A 16885-nucleotide genomic window follows, 5' to 3' on the forward strand; every position below is an offset into this window, starting at 1 on the left:
ATGTTTCATTGCATTTTATCATTGAAATCATTTAGCTAATGCTCTCCCTAGAATCTCTCCTTTATTAAATATACAAGCTAACAACAGCATGACAGCAAAAATTAAAACCAAAATATAAAACGAGTTGCTTTTGAAGAATCTCATATTATGCACTTTCTGTTATATATCCATATGCAACTCCTGCGGCCCATGCTCCGGCAAACAAATAATAAAGAGGACCAAAGCCTGCCTCAATTTCTACTAATTCTTTTTCGTCTAATTCAATCAATTTTAGATTTTTCATCATTTTAAGTTTTTAAAAATTAATAAGCTTGAGCTAAATGTCTTCCGAAAGCTTCTCCTTTATCAAAAGCCCATGCAAGACCACCGCCGACAGCAATTCCGGCTGCGATTATTTCCCCCCAAATCCCGCCATCTATTTCCTGTACTTCCTGAGCATTAAGCTCAACCAAATTCAAATTTTCCAAATTCATAATTTTTCTATTTTTAAGTGTTAAAAATTAATACGGTTTATTCTTCCGCATTTTTGCTTTTTGATTCATTATTCTTTAATAATTCTATCGTAACGGCCAGTTACATTTTAGAAAAAGGTTCAATTTATTATAGTGACGTCGAACTGTAAAAAATGTCTCACTTTCCTGGATCCAAAACTAGACAAAGCTCAAATTGCCCGCAAATGTTTCATGTCGAAATTCCTGAATCTCGATACTAAATTCCTGAATCTTGTGTTGTTTTTTGTGTAATTATTTGGAATTCAGTGTTTTGTTTACTTTTTAAAAATACCTGCTAGGTAATGCAAATTCTCACTATATCTTCTATTTTTGTAAGAAACCAATACATATGATTTTGTCTAAATTATTTAAGTTTCTGTTTTTATCCCTATTTCCTTTCCTGTTATGGAGCCAAACTTCAAAAAGCAACCTCACTGAATTGTCTTATATAGAATTAGGAAATCTTTATTTCGATAATGCGAAGAATCCCAAAAGGCAAATACTATACAATAATGCCTACATGGCTAAAGCGATAAAAGAAAATAACCCCATTGAAAAAGCGCGGGCTAATTATCAAAAAGCCTTACTGTATTACAAGTCAGATCAAAACAAAGCAATCGATTATCTGGACAGTGTCATAAAATATTCCAAAGATTCTAAAGATAAATACTTTCCTGCGGCGGCATATTGTGAAAAGGCAGATTTTCTTAAAAACCAGTTTAAGTTTAAAGAAGCTATGGATAATTACAAATTAGCCGAAAAAATAGCGCTTCAGACTAATGTTGACTATTATTACGTAGTACGAGAATATATAGGTATTACAAAATCTGAAGATCTGGGCGAATACAATGAAGCCGTAGAAATATACAAGGAATGTTACACCTATTATAAAACAAAAGATTACAGAACAGAACAATATGCAAATGACTTTCAGGATATAATTTTTGGCATTGCAGATTGCTATAAGTCATTAAAAAAAACTGATTCATCTACACTTTACAATAAACTTGGATTTAGAGAATCGTCAATTACAAAAAATACACGTTTAAAATACCTTTTTATACTAAATGAGGGGGCAAATCAGCTGCAAAAAAGAAATTATCGTGCAGGACTTGACAGTATAAATAAGGCACTGCCCCACATGATAAAATATAATGACAGGAAACAGTTTAATTTTTATGACAAAGATAAAATGGACAACTACCGTCTGCATGAATATCCAGAAGCGTACGGTTATAATGTGAGCAGTGTCCTGAATACTCTGCCGCTCAAAAAAGAGGATTACGAGTCATTTGAGAAACTTGCAGACTCTTTGAAAAAAGGAGGAAGGGAGGAGGCGGTGCTGCTGATCCAAGGGAATGAAATGAAAGTCTATCTGGAAGCAAACCCACGGTTTAAGACTCTGACCTATTACAACGACAGAATGCAGAAGACTAGTCTGAATGAGATAAAAAATGGCTGTAAAGTTACTCCTTTAATGACGCAGCAGGCTGTGGATACTGTTACAAAGAGAAAATCACATCATTTATAAGGATTAAATCTGAAAATATTTTATGGAAAATCTTAAGCTTTTAACGGGTTTTTTTCAGGCAATTGAAAACGATTTTCGGATCGGCACCACCCACATTGCCATTTTTGCGGCATTGCTTGAGTTTCGAGCTGGTAAAGATTTCATAAATCCTATACAGGCATACAGCATAGAAATTCAGCATATTGCAAAGATTGTGTCACCAAAGACTTATCATAAATGTATAAAGGAACTTGATTCTTATGGCTACATACTCTATGTTCCTACTAAAAATAAGAATAAAAGGAGCAGTATATACTTTCATGTCGAATAATTCATGAAGAAATATTCAATTGCTGAAATATTCCACGACTACAACATACATACTACGGTTTGAAAACTGAATGCGATTAATTAAAGTTTATGGAAAAATTTATAACTAAAGATGATTTAAGACAATTTGGGCTTATGTTGTCAGATACAATGCGGTCTGTTGTTGCAGAAGCACTTAAGTCTAAGGATAATGAAACAGATACTCTGTGGCTCAGAAGCAAGGCTGTGCGCAGGCTGCTGGATATCTCTGCAGGTTCTGTACAAAATCTTCGGACCTCGAAGAAGGTCAGATTTAAGAAGGTCTTGGGGTCATATTATTACAATAGGGAGGATCTTCTAAATCTTTTTAAGGATGAGAAATAGTAAAAAAGGGGATAAATATAGAATTATGCAGTATTTATCGCCAATTACAGAGGAAAGTACTCTTAATGTGTGGCATCTGGCGATTCTAACAGCTATACTTTATTTAGGCTGCCAGCAGGGTAAGCGCAGGAAGATAAGGGTCAGCCGTAAAAATATAATGGCGGTCTCCCATATTAGCACTTTTCCGACTTATCATAAATATTTCAAGGAACTGCAGGATCTGGGATATTTCAGATACATTCCTTCATATCATCCTGGAGTCAGAAGTGAAGTTGTACTGAATAAAAAGAGGTTATCTAAAATATAAGATAACCTCTTTTCTTTTTTGGCAGAATCAAATATTATACTTGTCTTTAATATTCTGGATTTCTTTTTCCAATCTGACAAGTGCATCTTTGTCGGTCGCGGAGATGATAGTTTTTGGCTGGCTGAGTTTTAGCGTAAGTTCAGCCATTTCTCGGCCTATTGTGGCCTGCTCTGTAATTGCGTAAGCTTCGGTTTGTTTAACTGAAGCGTGTCCCAGGAGTTCTTTTACGACATTAATGGGAACATTATTATTTAATGTGACAGTGCTTCCAAAGGTGCGTCGCGCCATATGTGTATTAAGGGTGAACGGAAAACCGCATAGTATGGCAATTTCCTTAAGGTACTCATTCATTTTTTGGTTTGAAGATACCGGCAGCAGGGTTCCACGCTTGACATTCACTGGATGGTTTTTATATTTTTCAAGAATTTTCAGCGCGGTGGGAAGCAGTGGAATCTTTGCTGTAGAATTTGTTTTCTGCCTTTCAGATATAATCCAGAGATTGCCATCCACGCCATCCTTAATATCGGCACTTGTAAGCTGGTATGCATCAATGTATGCCAGGCCAGTGTAGCATTGGAAAACAAAAATATCTCGTACGATATTGAGCCGTTCCGTCGAAAATTGATGCGCTTCCAGTTGTGCCAGTTCTTTTGCAGAAATAGGCTTCTTTACAACTTTCGTTTTTTTTCCTTTAAAATTCTTGAATGGATCTTTTTCAATAATTTCCTTATCAATCGCGCGTATTACGATTTTTTTGAAGTTAGCAATGTATTTAAGGGTGGTATTATTGCTGCACTTGCGGACAGACCGCAGGTAAAACTCAAAATCTTTTACAAATTCTAGACTTAGATCGGCAAATTCAAAATCATCCGAATTATACTTGAATTTTATAAAAGTGGATACGTGATTCTTGGTTATATTGAATCTCTCCAGTGTAGCTCCCGTATATCCATTTCCCACCAGAGCCTCCAGCTCGTCATTATGTTTTTGAAATTCTTCAAGAACTTTTGCTCTTGGAGCTATTCTTCCCATGACGTGATCCATTATTTTCTGCGAGCTTAATGGTTTTCCACTGTAAAGGATCTCTGTTTTGATGTCATGGATTCTGGTGGTGAGCGAGTCCAGAAAAAAATTAAGGGATTTTGCGTCCTCCTTTGTGCCGGCCGCCCTTTCAGTTTTCTGGTTCCAGCGTTCCATATCCCACTGGCGTCTGGTGGATGCTTCTTTCGGGATACCGTCAACAGTAATCCGGAAATAGACACTTCTAATTTTACTCTCATTGCGGGGCACTTTCAGATAGAAAATTAACCCAAAGCTGTTCTCTAGCATAACTCAACTTATTAGATTAGTAAATGTAGAATTATAACGCGGTTTAAACAAGATGTAAACGTGCTTAACCCCTTTGATTACTGGGGTTAATGACTTTTTCTGTGGCGCATTGGCATTTTTTTTCATTGCGCCACGATTACGCCACAAAACTTTTGTGCAGTTTTGAAAAAATTGAAAATGTGTATAAAAGAAGAAACCCTGCAAATCTTTGATTTGCAGGGTTTTCCGTGAATTTTAGCCTTTTTTGTAAACTTTGAAAAGTCTCTTTTTAAGCTCTCAGCGGAGAAAGAGGGATTCGAACCCCCGGACCTGTTACAGTCAACAGTTTTCAAGACTGCCGCATTCGACCGCTCTGCCATTTCTCCAGTATGTTGCTATCATTTTGTGATTGCGAGTGCAAATATAAGACGCTTTTTCGGTTATCAAAACTTTTTTAGAGACTTTTTTAAAATAATTTTCAAGTGTCTAATTATCAGTATTTCCGAAAATGAGTTTTTTTAAAAATTTAGTCCAAATCGTCTAAAATTGGTGTTGGTTTCTTGTTTTCGTCGACCGCAACAAACGAAAAAGTTCCAGAAACTACTGTTTCGCGAAGTTCAGAATACATTTGCTCCATAAAAATATCGACGTGAATTTTACAGCTGGTTCTTCCAACGCTGTCTACTTTTGCTACTAATTCGATCAAAGTTCCTGCTGGAATCGCTTTTTTAAAGTCAATCTGTCCTGTCGAAATCGTCACTACTTTTTTTCGGCTGAAACGAGTAGCACAGATAAAAGCTACTTCGTCCATTAAATGAAGTGCAGTTCCTCCAAACAAAGTGTCGTAATGATTGGTTGTACTCGGGAAAACAGCTTTAAAAATACGTGTTTCAGACTTTAGAATTCTTTCTTCTATTGTACCCATATTAATAATTTACGTATTCAGTAATTTCAAGCCCGTATCCAATCATACCAACGCGTTTTGTTTGTTCTGTATTCGAAACCAGTCTAATTTTAGAAATATCAATATCATGGAGGATTTGGGCGCCAATTCCGTAATCTTTACTGTCGATGATTACTTTCGGAGCTTTTAAAGTTCCTTGAGATTGAAGCGATTTAAGCTCAGAAATTCGGTTTAACAGATTAACTGCCGTCATATCTTGATTGATGAAAATCACAGCACCTTTTCCGTTTTCGTTAATTACTTTAAACATATCATCTAACTGCTGTTCTGCATTATTAGTCAATGTGCCTAATAAATCGTTATTTACCTGAGAAGAGTGGATTCTCGTCAAGATAGGCTCTCCAAGATTCCATGTTCCTTTGGTTAATGCAATATGAATTTGTTTGTTAGTAGTTTGTTCGTAAGCTCTTAATCTGAAAATTCCAAAACGGGTTTCAATATCAAAATCTTCTTTTTTAACGATCAAACTGTCGTGCTGCATTCTGTAAGCTACTAAATCTTCAATCGAAACTAATTTTAAATCAAATTTTTTAGCTACTTTAATCAATTCAGGCAAGCGAGACATAGTTCCATCTTCATTTAAGATTTCGCAGATAACTCCAGCTGGTTTAAATCCTGCCAGACGAGCAAAATCAATTGCTGCTTCAGTATGTCCGGTTCTTCTTAAAACACCGCCTTGTTTAGCAATAAGCGGAAAAATATGACCAGGACGAGCTAAATCATGTGGTTTTGTGTTAGGGTCAACTAAAGCTTCAACAGTTTTAGAACGGTCAGCTGCAGAAATTCCTGTTGTAACGCCATTTCCTTTTAAATCAATAGAAACCGTAAATGCAGTTTCCATGTGATCGGTATTATTGGTAACCATGGCACGTAAATCAAGTTCCTTGCATCGGCTCTCAGTAAGTGGTGTACAGATTAATCCGCGTCCGTGTGTAGCCATGAAGTTAATCATTTCTGGAGTTACTTTTTCGGCAGCGGCCAAAAAATCACCTTCATTTTCGCGATCTTCATCGTCCACTACAATGATTACTTTACCTTGACGGATATCTTCTATAGCTTCCTCAATGGTATTTAGTTGTATTTTAGTTGTTGACATAGTTATTCTTTGTTTTGAGCTGGGAAAAATCGCTCAGAAATTTTTTGAAAAAATAGTGAAATAGGAGTTGTAATCGCATCAAAATTAATCAATCCGTTGTCATTTGTTGCACGATATGTGAGTAAAACCGCCAAAGGTGACAAGATAAACGACGACATCCAAGAACCCATAAACGGACTCATTCCGCCTTCTTGTGATAATCTTTTTCCAAAAGTATTGATAAAGTGAAAAGTAATAAAGATTAATACGGCAAATACAATCGGAAGTCCAAGTCCTCCTTTTCTAATAATGGCACCCAGCGGAGCACCAATAAAAAACATCAAAAAACAGGCAAAGGCAATTACGAATTTCTCGTACAATGCATTCATGTGTTTGTTGATTTCTCTCTGCTTGTCTTTTAGGTCTTTTTGTGTAGTCTCAATAGTGTAAATATTACTGGTAATATTACTATTTGCCATTCTAATAATGTCTGCTTTTTCTTTGTTGATGTACAAAGAAAGTAGGTTATTAGGTAATTGTTTTTTCTTGAAATCTTTTTTAATCGCTGGGGTAGGAGATGGTTTTCTGATTCCGACACGCTGATTAATATTTTCTGAAAACGAAAGAATCTCGTTATCTAGATTTTTGTTTAAAGAATCAAGTGTATAACGAAGCTCATTTACATTCAACATTCCGTTAGTGCTGTTGATGCTTTCTTTGCTGTCATCAACTTTGTTTAATTCGGATAAGTCAATGTTGATGATATGCTTTTTAAACGCTCCTTTTATGAAAGGCAGTTTAGCACGTTCTTCGTATTTTTTTGGAGTAACATCTTGATAATAATAACCGTCATTTAAAACGAGTTTCAGAATGCTCGATTTTTCGTTACTGATCAATTCTCCGTCTTTGGCTTTAATAACCGTTTTATTTTCGCCCATATTATTAGGCTTTTCGTGAATCGTAACGCCAGTTAAATGGTTACCGTTTTCTCCCGATTTTTTTACAACTTTAATATTATAAAATCCAACATCGTTAAATTGCCCCTCGGCAATAGCCATTGCGGGTTTGGCTTGCGCAATATTTTTTCTAAAGTTTACGAATTTATATTCGGCATACGGAATCACATTGTTGGCAAACCAAAAGGCTACAATACTCAAAACGCAAATAAAGATGATTAAAACCCTCATGGCTCTTTGAAGTGAAATACCGGATGATTTCATGGCTGCGAATTCGTAATTCTCAGCCAAATTTCCGAAAGTCATGATGGATGCCAAAAGTACTGAAAGCGGTAAAACCAATGGGATAATTCTAGGCATAGAAAAAAGCAGGAACTTCACGACTAATAATAAGTCAAGATCTTTTCCTGCTAGTTCTGATATAAATAGCCATACTGTTTGTAGTATGAATATGAAAAATAGAATTACAAATACAGTAGTAAATGTAAGTAAGAATGTTTTTAATAAGTATTTGTCTAGAATTTTCAACCTTCTGATTAATCTAATTTATTAATGTAGTATTTCGGGTATTTACTCGCTACAAATGTAAATTGATTTTTTGACAATGGCTGATTGGTTTTAAAAGAATTAACGGTTAAAGTTGTTTTTGTTCCGTTTTTTCCAGTCTCAATCAAATTATAAATGTGTTTTGTCTGAACGTCAACACCTAACAAAATTTCTTTTCTTTGGTCTTTTCCGCTTGTAGGCACTAATTTGATGTATTGAATTTTTCTTCCTTTTACATTTTGAACAATGTCCATTGTGTATTTGTAGCCAGAATTAAAGAAAGTAAGCATTTTTGAAGGGGTGATCGCATTATCATCCTTTTCGTTTACTTTAGAAATAGTAACTTCTTCGTCTTCAGGAACAATGGTGTAGGTTTTTTGTCCGTCAAAAATTTTGGTAACGCCCATAAAATTCAATACATATTGATTTCCTTTCATGGTAACATTTCCTTTACTGTCTTGATTGATGTTTTCTTTAGCGTTATTTAATGAATATTTAAAATCGATAACGATATTATCGTAGCTTTTTATTTTAGAAGTCACTTCGTTCAATAAATCTTTGGCTTTTTTATCCTGTGCTTGAATAGAAGTGAAGCTCAAAAGCAATATAAATGCCATTTGAAAACACTTTTTAGTCATGTTTGTGATAGAATTGTTGTTGATTTCTTGAAAATTTGCTTTCATGATAAGATTAATTTTGTTCATTATTAAAAAATTGATCAAGAGCACTTAAATCTAAAATATTAACACTACGCGCTTTACTGCCTTCAAACGGACCAACAATTCCTGCTGCTTCCAGCTGATCGATCAAACGACCGGCTCTGTTGTATCCTAATTTAAGTTTTCGCTGCAATAAAGAAGCAGAACCTTGCTGAGCGTTGACAATTATCTCCGCGGCTTCTCTAAATAAAGTATCTCTTTCGGAAATATCTATATCAAGATTAATGCCACTTTCTTCCCCAACAAACTCTGGAAGCAAATAAGCCGTGGCATACGCTTTTTGTCCGCCAATGAAATCTGTAATTTTTTCAACCTCTGGAGTGTCAATAAAGGCACATTGAACACGTACAACATCGTTTCCGTTTGTGTACAATAAATCTCCGCGTCCGATAAGCTGATCAGCACCTTGAGTGTCCAAAATAGTTCTCGAATCGATTTTAGAAGTTACTCTAAAAGCAATTCTCGCAGGGAAGTTGGCTTTGATCAAACCAGTAATAACGTTTACAGAAGGTCTTTGAGTCGCAATAATTAAGTGAATGCCAATCGCACGGGCAAGCTGTGCCAGACGCGCAATCGGAATTTCGACTTCTTTTCCGGCAGTCATAATTAAATCGGCAAACTCATCGACAACCAAAACAATGTATGGTAAAAATCGGTGGCCCGCTTCTGGATTTAATTTTCTAGACTTGAATTTTTCGTTGTACTCTTTAATGTTACGAACCATCGCATCTTTTAATAAAGAATAACGATTGTCCATTTCGGTACAAAGTGAATTTAAAGTATTTACAACTTTAGCATTGTCAGTAATAATAGCGTCTTCGGTATCTGGAAGTTTGGCTAAATAATGTCTTTCTATTTTGTTGAAAAGCGTAAGCTCTACTTTTTTAGGATCGACCAAGACAAATTTTACTTCCGCTGGATGTTTCTTATACAAAAGCGAAGTCAAAACTGCATTTAATCCAACCGATTTTCCTTGTCCTGTAGCACCCGCCATCAATAAGTGAGGCATTTTGGCTAAATCGACAACAAAAGTTTCGTTTGAGATCGTTTTTCCTAAAGCAATTGGAAGTTCCATTTCAGCTTCTTGGAATTTTGCTGCTCCGATAACACTTTTCATCGAAACCATAGTTGGGTTCTTGTTCGGAACCTCGATACCGATTGTTCCTTTTCCTGGAATTGGCGCAATAATACGAATTCCTAATGCTGAAAGTGATAAAGCAATATCATCTTCTAAACTCTTAATCTTCGAAATTCTGATTCCGGCTTCTGGAACAATTTCATATAAGGTTACAGAAGGTCCAACAGTTGCTTTAATCTGCGCAATTTCGATTTTGTAGTTACGAAGTGTATCTACAATTTTATTTTTATTTTCTTCTAATTCCTCTTGATTTATTGTAATGCCGCCAGTTGAATATTCTTTTAATAAATCAATCGTTGGGAATTTGTAATTTGATAAATCTAAAGTTGGATCAAATAATCCGAAATCAGCAACTAGGCGAGAAGCTAAGTTTTCTTCGATAATATCTTCTTCTTCCGCTTTTTCAATTACAAAAGCTTCATCTGGAGAAACTAATGGTAATTCTTGTTTTGGAGTAATTGGTTTTAAAATAGGATTCAGTTCAATTTCAGAAGGATGTGAAATTGTTGGTTTCAACGCTTCTTTGTTGATTTCGAACTGAGAATCGACAGTTTTAATGTGGATATTATCCAAATCTGGATCGCTTTCTGGTTCTTCCACCGCAAATTCTTCTAAATTATAAGCGCTTTCCGGCTCTGCAACAACTGGTTTTAAGGCATCTAATTCAGATTTGAATTCTTTTTTAGTCGAATCAAAATACGATTGGATTTTTTCTGGTGAAACTTTGATTTTAAAAATTAAATACACAATTAATCCGAAAAGCAGTGTTAGTAAAGTTCCTGTTTTTCCGATATAATCCTGTAAAAATAAATTTAATTCATATCCAATCGTTCCTCCCAATTCTGGAGCTGAAGTGGCAAAAAAGCCAAATAAAACGGAAACAATAATAATGGCAAAAATATCCCAAAACCAAGTGTTTTTAAGTTTTTGAGTAGAAAGTTCTAATGCCAAAAACATTCCCGTAAGGAAAAATAAACGTACAAATACAAAAGACGCAATTCCGAAACCTCTATAGACAATAAGATCGGCAAGATAAGCCCCGAATTTTCCGAGCCAGTTTTGTACCACTTCTTCGCGATCGCCAAGCTGACTGACAGCACTTTGATCTGTTTGCCATTGTCCGTTAACATAAAAGGAAATAAAAGCCACTAAAAGTGCAATAGAAAAAAGAACCAAAAGACAGCCTAAAACAATTTTTTGCTGTTTGGTCATTTTCCAAGATTTTTTACCCTCTTGTTGTTTATCGTTTTTTTTGTCTAAAGTTTCTTTTTTGCTAGTTTTTGCCATTCTTGCGTTTACTGTTGCCTAAATAAATTTTGGAATATAAATAATCAAGCCTATTGCGATTGCCGTCATTGCAGCAAAAAATACTGCCCCTGCAGCGATATCTTTTATAAAACCGATTCGTTTGCTGTAATCGGGGTGGATGAAATCGGCTATTTTTTCTACAGCCGTATTTAATCCTTCAATGCTTAAAACAAAACCGATGGCCAGTGTTTGACATAGCCATTCGGTTTGTGAAATATGAAAATAAAACCCAAAAATAGTCATGATGATTCCCAAAGAGAATTGCACCATAATGCTGTGTTCGGTTTTTATTAATTTTACAGCTCCATTAAAAGCATATTTCATGCTTTTTAAACGACCTGTAACAAATGTATTGTCTTTTTGAAACTCCATTTAAGGGAAAATATTATAGTACGGCTAAAGCAGCTTCGTAATTTGGTTCGTTTGCGATTTCAGCAACTTGTTCTGTATGAAGAACTTTTCCGTTTTCATCAACAACAATGATTACTCTTGAATGTAAACCTGCTAAAGGCCCGTCAACGATTTCTAATCCGTTTGCTTTACCAAAAGCACCAGTTTGAAAATCTGATAAGTTTACTACATTTTCTAAACCTTCAGCACCACAAAAACGTTTTTGAGCGAATGGTAAATCTCTAGAAATACATAAAACGGTAGTGTTTTCTAAACCGCTAGCACTTGCGTTAAATGTTCTAACAGAAGTTGCGCAAGTTCCAGTATCTACACTTGGGAAAATGTTTAAAACTAATTTTTTACCCGCAAAGTTACTTAATGAAGCAACAGATAAATCGTTTTGAACTAATTTGAAGTCAGCTAATTGTGATCCAACTGCTGGTAATTCGCCTGATGTATGAACTGGATTTCCTCCTAATGTGATAGATGCCATGTTTTTTGTTTAAAATTAATGAGGCTCAAAAGTAAGGATTAATATTCGAATCTAAAAGTATTTATTATGGGTTTAAGGAGAGATTAAGATTGGTTTTGGAGTGTGCACTAATTCACTAATTTATATTCTTTTTGAACTGTTTTGTTTCTCATTATAACTATTATTCTGTAAGAATATTGCTCTGTTTATTTGCATTTCTGTACGCTCAACTTTAAAACTTTGACAAAGTTAGGTTTTTCAATTGCCTCCAGCTTTAGCTGGAGGTTTTATAGATGTAGAAAAGGCTTTAGCCAAAATTGCGCATTCGGCTAAAGCCTTTAGATACTTGTTGGTACACCTCCAGCTAAAGCTGGAGGCAATTGATTGTTTTATTGTTGGATCGTTAAAATAAAAAACATCTTTTGAAAACGTTTATCCGCGAGAGGGATAGGAGCATGCTACCGAAGTAGCGCGGATAGCCCGACAGCATTAGGGAAAGGGGCGAATATAGACCTGCAAGATTTGCCCCTTTTTCTAATGGTGGCTCGCCCAGATTTTTATTTTAGATTTTAGAGGGTAGATTTTAGATTTGCTATAATTGCGCATTATTGTTTGTCAAAGTTAAGCTTTGACAAAGGTCCATTTTGATTGTGGAGTTACTTGTGGAGATCCCTCGTTCCTCGGGATGACAAGATTGTGTAGAAAAATGTAAACTGGCACTAAAACCTAAGACTGAATACTAAAAAACTGATCACTGTAAACTAAAAAAAAAGCGTCCCTAAATTAGAAACGCTTTCCTTGCCATGTTTTTTGTTTTTTCTTGAAAGTGGAGGTCGATTATTTATCGATAGAACCTAAAACACGTTTCATAAACGTATTTAAAGCTTCTTTTTTGTCGGTTCCTTGTGCTACCAATTTTTGAACTTCAAGGGCGCCGTACATATTGGAAATCAATTCGCCGATTACATCTAATTCTTCGTCTTTTAGAGACGGAATTTCTGTCATTGCTTCTAGAACTTCGATCGTTTCGATGATATAATCTTGATCGTTTTCTTCGATGAATTGCGTTAAATGCTTAATTACTGGTAATTTCATGTTGTGGAGTTTATGAATTAAGCAATTGCGTTTACTAAGTCGATTAAAACTTCTTGTTTATTAGTCTGCGTTTCGCCAACTAATTGTCCGTTTACGAAAGTTGCGAATGTTGGCAGGTTGCTCACATTGGCTAATTTTCTAGACTCAGGAGAATTTTCTGCATCAACCAAAACAAAAGTGATAGCTTCATTTTCTGTTGCTAATTTTTTGAATTTTGGTTTCATAATACGGCAATTTCCACACCATGAAGCTGAATATTGTACTACTACTTTTTCGTTTTTAGCAACTAAATCTGCTAACGTATCTTCGTTTAAGTCGATTAACATAATTTTTCTTTTTAAGACACTAAGTTGCTAAGGTTCTAAGATGCTAAGTTTGCTCTCGAACCGAATAACTTTGTGTGGATTTATTTGATGGATTTTAAGTCGTTGAGATTCTAAGATCTAAGTTAATCTTAGAATCTCTTGACTTTTATTGTAGAATTGTATCTAAGATTCAAAAGTTAAGTTAAAAAACTTAGCATCTTTGAACCTTAGTATCTTAGAAGCTTAATTAGCGCTTAAGTATTCAGCAGTACTAACTCTGTCAGCAGACATTGCTTCTTTACCAGCTTCCCAGTTTGCAGGACAAACTTCACCTTTAGTTTGGATGTGTGTGTAAGCGTCAACCATTCTTAAATATTCGTTTACGTTACGTCCTAATGGCATATCGTTTACACTTTCGTGGAAGATTTTTCCAGTCTCGTCGATTAGGTAAGTAGCTCTGTAAGTTACGTTTGAACCTTCGATGATAACTGAATCTGTGTCTTCGCTGTAGCTTGTAGATTCGATATCTAAAATACCTAAAATGTTAGCTAAGTTACGGTTTGTATCTGCTAAAATTGGGTAAGTTACACCTTCGATACCACCATTGTTTTTTGGAGTGTTCAACCAAGCGAAGTGAACTTCGTTTGTATCGCAAGAAGCACCAATTACGATAGTATTTCTTTGTTCGAATTCTGGTAATGCAGCTTGAAAGGCGTGTAATTCTGTTGGACATACAAAAGTGAAATCTTTTGGATACCAGAACAATAGTACTTTTTTGTTGTTGTTTACTGCTTCTTCGAAGATGTTGATTTTTAAATTATCACCCATTTCAGAGATAGCGTCAACTGCAATACTTGGGAATTTTTTTCCTACTAAAGACATATTTTTCGTTTTAAAGTTAAAGATTTATTTCTGGTGCAAAAGTAGGACAGAAGTGCACGTTCTTACAATAAGATGTGATTATAAAAATTTATAAGTTGATAAATTTTGACTATTATTTGTTTTAACTTATTGAATTTCAATGTTTACGGGGAGTGAGCCGTTTGAAGAAATATTCTCTAAAATTTGCATTGCTGTTGTTATTTGGAATTCTTCAAAATCCTGATATGCTTCTACAAGTCCTGTGGCTTTTTTAAGATTCGGAATTAAAGGCAGAACATACGGATTCCCGAAAACGTAAACGAAGCATTTTTTTGTCACAAGTAATCGTGAAAGCAGTTCAAAAACTTCATTGTCAATTTCAAAATTATTTAGTGGTTTTGCTTTTGGCGGAAATAATGCAATTAAAATCGTTTCGAAATTTTCTAGATTTTTTTCGATTTCCTGAATGTTTGAATTTTCAAGATTTTCGAAGGCAAATTCTGGTGATGCTAATTTTGAATTTAAAGTTTTGAAAAACGGATTTTCAGTATTTTTGTATAAACTAAGTTTTGCTAATTTGTTGTTCTTTTGTGCTTCAAAAATTGAATCAGAGTTTGAATTGTCAATAATTTTAGTAATCGCATTTTCAGCAATTTCGAGATTTAATTTGGATGTTTTTTCGAAGTTTAATTCACCTGAAGTAAAATTTTCATTTGAGAATAGTCCCGCTTTTTCTTTGGCTTTTCTGATTCTTTCATAACTTTCAAAAATACGGTCTGGCGAAGCATTTTTGTAAATCGCTTCGATTCCTTCTGGAACATTTTCGGCAAAGCATAAAACGTCATTTCCAGCGTTAAAAGCTTCCCATTCTAATTGTCCTTTTATATCATATAATTTCGAAACGCTGTGCATGTTTAAAGCGTCAGAGATTACTAAGCCGTCATAGCCTAATTTATCTCGCAAAAGATCCTGAATTACGGCTTTTGATAAAGTTGCCGACGTATCTTTTCCGTCATTTAAACTTGGAACAGCCAAATGCCCAATCATAATCGAATCGACATTATTTTCAATTCCTTTGATGAACGGATATAATTCGTTTTCCATCAATTCTTCCAGAGTTTCCTTCAAAACTGGTAATCCTAAATGGGAATCGACATTGGTATTTCCGTGTCCGGGAAAGTGTTTCAGACAGCCTAAAACGCCAACTTCAGACATTCCTTTTAGATATTCAATCGAAAAATCGGCTACTTTTTGTTTGTTTTCACCAAAAGAACGATAACCAATAACCGGATTGTTCGGATTGTTATTGATGTCTGCCAAAGGCGATAAATTGTACTGAATTCCGGCAGCTTTTAAATCTAAACCAATTTGTTTTCCAACTTCGTAAACTAAACTTGATTTGTTGTCTGGCAAAGCGCCAAGCGTAATCGCATACGGATATTGCGGTGTTTTTTCGATACGCATTGCTAATCCCCATTCAGCGTCAATACTGATTAAAAGTGGAGTGGAAGCTGCTTTTTGATAACGAACAATTAAAGCTTTGATTTTTTCGTAGCTGTCATCATTGAAAACCACTTTTTTCTTGCTTTCATAATTCGTCGCAGCGCTTGCACGACTGTGAAAGAAAGTCAATCCGCCAATATTGTGTTCTTTGATTAAACGTTCGGTTTCCTGAATATTTTCTTCGGTATCGTTGATGAATACAGCAGGGAAGAAAAATTGTCCTATTTTTTGGCGTAATGCTTCGGCAGTAATTTTCATTATTATAAAGTCTTTTTCATGCAGACACTATTATCCATTTCCTCGTAAGGCGGATAATTAGGTATGATGGTATAATTTAATTTTTGATATAAGTTGATGGCTTCCGGCTGGTTTTTGCCAGTTTCCAGAATAGTGTAAGCATAACCGACTTCTTTTGCCCAGATTTCGAGTTCTTTTAAAATCGCAGAAGCGATTCCTTTTTTGCGGTGATCGGGATGAACGTACATTCGTTTGATTTCGGTTTTATCCGTTTCTTTTTCGCGGAAAGCACCACAGCCTACAGGAATATCATTTTCGTAATAAACAATCGTATGTTTTATTTTATCGGTTTTATTAAACTGATTATAAAACGCATGATCTTCACCGTCTCTAATAGCTAAATCCTGATCTAATAAAGCAACCAGATTTATAAAATCAATATTGTCTGAATTGGTTCGTTTTATGGTAGTCATGATTATTTCCTTGAGTTAATTTTTCTAACACATAGATGCATAGTTTTTGGAACGCTCAAAGGCGTTTCACTTTATTTAAACAATCATAGCTATGTGTTGAGAAACGAGTTTCTCTTTTATACTCTTTTCACACGAAAATAAAATCTATGTTTCTATGTGTTTAAAAAGATTATTTTATTTCAACTTTGCTTTTTTCTGTTTGGCCAATTGCTTTTTGGTTTCAAGGGCTTTTTCTAATCGGTTTTTGAAACGGAAAAGTTTAGGAAGTCCTTCCAAACGATCTTCGACTGTGATTTCTTCGTAAACCAAAATTGCTTTTTCTAAAACTCTAATCTCATTGTCGAGATCATTTTGGTTTTTGTAGATTGTTGCCAATCTATCGTACGGGTGATTTCCTTTAAAGCCTTCTGCAGCATTTTCTTCATACAACTCAATTGCTTTTTCAAGATTTCCTGTTTTCTCGAACTCAGATCCTTTTAGATTGCGTTCGGCCTGCAAATTTTCATTGATTTCCATAGGTAAAAGTTTGATTTG

Annotated in this window: 20 protein-coding genes and 1 tRNA gene; 4 read left to right on the plus strand and 17 right to left on the minus strand. The window is 35.0% G+C overall.

The genetic code is table 11. The features are described from left to right. Positions 1 to 145: 145 nt before the first annotated feature. The gene (locus ACFSC2_RS09315) at positions 146 to 283 is read right to left on the minus strand and encodes a hypothetical protein (RefSeq protein ID WP_379814259.1); all 138 of its coding nucleotides are present in this window, start codon (positions 281 to 283) and stop codon (positions 146 to 148) included. Positions 284 to 302: 19 nt separating this feature from the next. After that, positions 303 to 473 carry a class IIb bacteriocin, lactobin A/cerein 7B family gene (locus ACFSC2_RS09320; protein ID WP_379814257.1) on the minus strand — a complete coding sequence of 57 codons (171 nt, stop codon included), beginning with the start codon at positions 471 to 473 and terminating at the stop codon, positions 303 to 305. Between the two features lie 538 nt (positions 474 to 1011). On the opposite strand from ACFSC2_RS09320, the gene ACFSC2_RS09325 reads away from it, so the two are divergent. The 4 genes from ACFSC2_RS09325 to ACFSC2_RS09340 all read left to right on the plus strand — a co-directional run bounded on the left by ACFSC2_RS09325 (position 1012) and on the right by ACFSC2_RS09340 (position 3001). Beyond that, positions 1012 to 2022: a tetratricopeptide repeat protein gene (locus tag ACFSC2_RS09325; RefSeq protein ID WP_379814256.1), complete on the plus strand. Its 1011-nt coding sequence runs from the start codon at positions 1012 to 1014 to the stop codon at positions 2020 to 2022. Positions 2023 to 2044: 22 nt separating this feature from the next. Beyond that, positions 2045 to 2332: a hypothetical protein gene (locus ACFSC2_RS09330; RefSeq protein WP_379814255.1), complete on the plus strand. Its 288-nt coding sequence runs from the start codon at positions 2045 to 2047 to the stop codon at positions 2330 to 2332. 89 nt (positions 2333 to 2421) lie between these two features. Continuing rightward, positions 2422 to 2694: a DNA-binding protein gene (locus ACFSC2_RS09335; RefSeq protein ID WP_379814254.1), complete on the plus strand. Its 273-nt coding sequence runs from the start codon at positions 2422 to 2424 to the stop codon at positions 2692 to 2694. Beyond that, positions 2684 to 3001 (plus strand): hypothetical protein, encoded by a 318-nt coding sequence (locus tag ACFSC2_RS09340; RefSeq protein WP_379814253.1) that lies wholly within the window; start codon positions 2684 to 2686, stop codon positions 2999 to 3001. Before ACFSC2_RS09335 ends, ACFSC2_RS09340 begins: the two co-directional genes overlap by 11 nt. A 27-nt stretch (positions 3002 to 3028) precedes the next feature. Here the strand turns inward: ACFSC2_RS09340 and ACFSC2_RS09345 are convergent, their stop codons facing one another. From ACFSC2_RS09345 to ACFSC2_RS09415, 15 genes are all read right to left on the minus strand, one after another. Further along, positions 3029 to 4330 (minus strand): site-specific integrase, encoded by a 1302-nt coding sequence (locus ACFSC2_RS09345; RefSeq protein ID WP_379814252.1) that lies wholly within the window; start codon positions 4328 to 4330, stop codon positions 3029 to 3031. A gap of 280 nt (positions 4331 to 4610) precedes the next feature. Continuing rightward, a tRNA-Ser gene (locus ACFSC2_RS09350) sits at positions 4611 to 4695 on the minus strand. A 140-nt stretch (positions 4696 to 4835) separates the two neighbouring features. Next, a complete protein-coding gene (locus tag ACFSC2_RS09355) occupies positions 4836 to 5234 on the minus strand; it encodes an acyl-CoA thioesterase (protein WP_379814251.1) in 399 nt (132 codons plus the stop codon). A 1-nt stretch (position 5235) separates the two neighbouring features. After that, complete coding sequence (gene ribB / locus ACFSC2_RS09360) at positions 5236 to 6369, minus strand: 3,4-dihydroxy-2-butanone-4-phosphate synthase (protein ID WP_379814250.1); 1134 nt, start codon at positions 6367 to 6369, stop codon at positions 5236 to 5238. 2 nt (positions 6370 to 6371) lie between these two features. Beyond that, positions 6372 to 7832 carry an LptF/LptG family permease gene (locus ACFSC2_RS09365; RefSeq protein WP_379814249.1) on the minus strand — a complete coding sequence of 487 codons (1461 nt, stop codon included), beginning with the start codon at positions 7830 to 7832 and terminating at the stop codon, positions 6372 to 6374. A gap of 8 nt (positions 7833 to 7840) precedes the next feature. Then, positions 7841 to 8488 (minus strand): outer membrane lipoprotein periplasmic chaperone LolA1, encoded by a 648-nt coding sequence (lolA1, locus tag ACFSC2_RS09370; protein ID WP_465254538.1) that lies wholly within the window; start codon positions 8486 to 8488, stop codon positions 7841 to 7843. Between the two features lie 52 nt (positions 8489 to 8540). Then, positions 8541 to 10994, minus strand: a complete 2454-nt coding sequence (locus ACFSC2_RS09375) for a DNA translocase FtsK (RefSeq protein ID WP_379814247.1) — start codon at positions 10992 to 10994, stop codon at positions 8541 to 8543. An 18-nt stretch (positions 10995 to 11012) separates the two neighbouring features. Beyond that, entirely contained in the window at positions 11013 to 11387 is a 375-nt protein-coding gene (locus ACFSC2_RS09380; RefSeq protein ID WP_379814246.1) for a diacylglycerol kinase family protein, read from the minus strand. Positions 11388 to 11400: 13 nt separating this feature from the next. Continuing rightward, positions 11401 to 11898, minus strand: coding sequence for a thiol peroxidase (tpx, locus tag ACFSC2_RS09385; RefSeq protein WP_306158862.1), 498 nt, complete (start codon positions 11896 to 11898; stop codon positions 11401 to 11403). A gap of 816 nt (positions 11899 to 12714) precedes the next feature. Further along, positions 12715 to 12972 carry a DUF6952 family protein gene (locus ACFSC2_RS09390; RefSeq protein WP_008462029.1) on the minus strand — a complete coding sequence of 86 codons (258 nt, stop codon included), beginning with the start codon at positions 12970 to 12972 and terminating at the stop codon, positions 12715 to 12717. 17 nt (positions 12973 to 12989) lie between these two features. Next, entirely contained in the window at positions 12990 to 13298 is a 309-nt protein-coding gene (locus ACFSC2_RS09395; protein WP_007805605.1) for a thioredoxin family protein, read from the minus strand. 222 nt (positions 13299 to 13520) lie between these two features. Continuing rightward, positions 13521 to 14159, minus strand: a complete 639-nt coding sequence (locus tag ACFSC2_RS09400) for a peroxiredoxin (protein WP_057119327.1) — start codon at positions 14157 to 14159, stop codon at positions 13521 to 13523. A 126-nt stretch (positions 14160 to 14285) separates the two neighbouring features. Beyond that, the gene (locus tag ACFSC2_RS09405; RefSeq protein WP_379814245.1) at positions 14286 to 15899 is read right to left on the minus strand and encodes a glycoside hydrolase family 3 protein; all 1614 of its coding nucleotides are present in this window, start codon (positions 15897 to 15899) and stop codon (positions 14286 to 14288) included. Positions 15900 to 15901: 2 nt separating this feature from the next. Next, entirely contained in the window at positions 15902 to 16351 is a 450-nt protein-coding gene (locus ACFSC2_RS09410) for a GNAT family N-acetyltransferase (RefSeq protein ID WP_379814244.1), read from the minus strand. A 174-nt stretch (positions 16352 to 16525) separates the two neighbouring features. After that, entirely contained in the window at positions 16526 to 16867 is a 342-nt protein-coding gene (locus ACFSC2_RS09415; RefSeq protein WP_379814243.1) for a hypothetical protein, read from the minus strand. Positions 16868 to 16885 lie beyond the last annotated feature (18 nt).

Origin of the sequence: Flavobacterium artemisiae (assembly GCF_042678225.1) — a bacterium.
In the GTDB taxonomy this organism is placed as follows: domain Bacteria; phylum Bacteroidota; class Bacteroidia; order Flavobacteriales; family Flavobacteriaceae; genus Flavobacterium; species Flavobacterium artemisiae.

Excerpts from the sequence above, each read along its gene's own strand:
- ACFSC2_RS09315 (WP_379814259.1), bottom strand. The coding sequence starts at position 283 with ATGAAAAATCTAAAATTGATTGAATTAGACGAAAAAGAATTAGTAGAA.
- ACFSC2_RS09320 (WP_379814257.1), bottom strand. The coding sequence starts at position 473 with ATGAATTTGGAAAATTTGAATTTGGTTGAGCTTAATGCTCAGGAAGTA.
- ACFSC2_RS09325 (WP_379814256.1), top strand. The coding sequence starts at position 1,012 with ATGGCTAAAGCGATAAAAGAAAATAACCCCATTGAAAAAGCGCGGGCT.
- ACFSC2_RS09330 (WP_379814255.1), top strand. The coding sequence starts at position 2,045 with ATGGAAAATCTTAAGCTTTTAACGGGTTTTTTTCAGGCAATTGAAAAC.
- ACFSC2_RS09335 (WP_379814254.1), top strand. The coding sequence starts at position 2,422 with ATGGAAAAATTTATAACTAAAGATGATTTAAGACAATTTGGGCTTATG.
- ACFSC2_RS09340 (WP_379814253.1), top strand. The coding sequence starts at position 2,684 with ATGAGAAATAGTAAAAAAGGGGATAAATATAGAATTATGCAGTATTTA.
- ACFSC2_RS09345 (WP_379814252.1), bottom strand. The coding sequence starts at position 4,330 with ATGCTAGAGAACAGCTTTGGGTTAATTTTCTATCTGAAAGTGCCCCGC.
- ACFSC2_RS09355 (WP_379814251.1), bottom strand. The coding sequence starts at position 5,234 with ATGGGTACAATAGAAGAAAGAATTCTAAAGTCTGAAACACGTATTTTT.
- ribB (WP_379814250.1), bottom strand. The coding sequence starts at position 6,369 with ATGTCAACAACTAAAATACAACTAAATACCATTGAGGAAGCTATAGAA.
- lolA1 (WP_465254538.1), bottom strand. The coding sequence starts at position 8,488 with ATGACTAAAAAGTGTTTTCAAATGGCATTTATATTGCTTTTGAGCTTC.
- ACFSC2_RS09375 (WP_379814247.1), bottom strand. The coding sequence starts at position 10,994 with ATGGCAAAAACTAGCAAAAAAGAAACTTTAGACAAAAAAAACGATAAA.
- ACFSC2_RS09380 (WP_379814246.1), bottom strand. The coding sequence starts at position 11,387 with ATGGAGTTTCAAAAAGACAATACATTTGTTACAGGTCGTTTAAAAAGC.
- tpx (WP_306158862.1), bottom strand. The coding sequence starts at position 11,898 with ATGGCATCTATCACATTAGGAGGAAATCCAGTTCATACATCAGGCGAA.
- ACFSC2_RS09390 (WP_008462029.1), bottom strand. The coding sequence starts at position 12,972 with ATGAAATTACCAGTAATTAAGCATTTAACGCAATTCATCGAAGAAAAC.
- ACFSC2_RS09395 (WP_007805605.1), bottom strand. The coding sequence starts at position 13,298 with ATGTTAATCGACTTAAACGAAGATACGTTAGCAGATTTAGTTGCTAAA.
- ACFSC2_RS09400 (WP_057119327.1), bottom strand. The coding sequence starts at position 14,159 with ATGTCTTTAGTAGGAAAAAAATTCCCAAGTATTGCAGTTGACGCTATC.
- ACFSC2_RS09405 (WP_379814245.1), bottom strand. The coding sequence starts at position 15,899 with ATGAAAATTACTGCCGAAGCATTACGCCAAAAAATAGGACAATTTTTC.
- ACFSC2_RS09410 (WP_379814244.1), bottom strand. The coding sequence starts at position 16,351 with ATGACTACCATAAAACGAACCAATTCAGACAATATTGATTTTATAAAT.
- ACFSC2_RS09415 (WP_379814243.1), bottom strand. The coding sequence starts at position 16,867 with ATGGAAATCAATGAAAATTTGCAGGCCGAACGCAATCTAAAAGGATCT.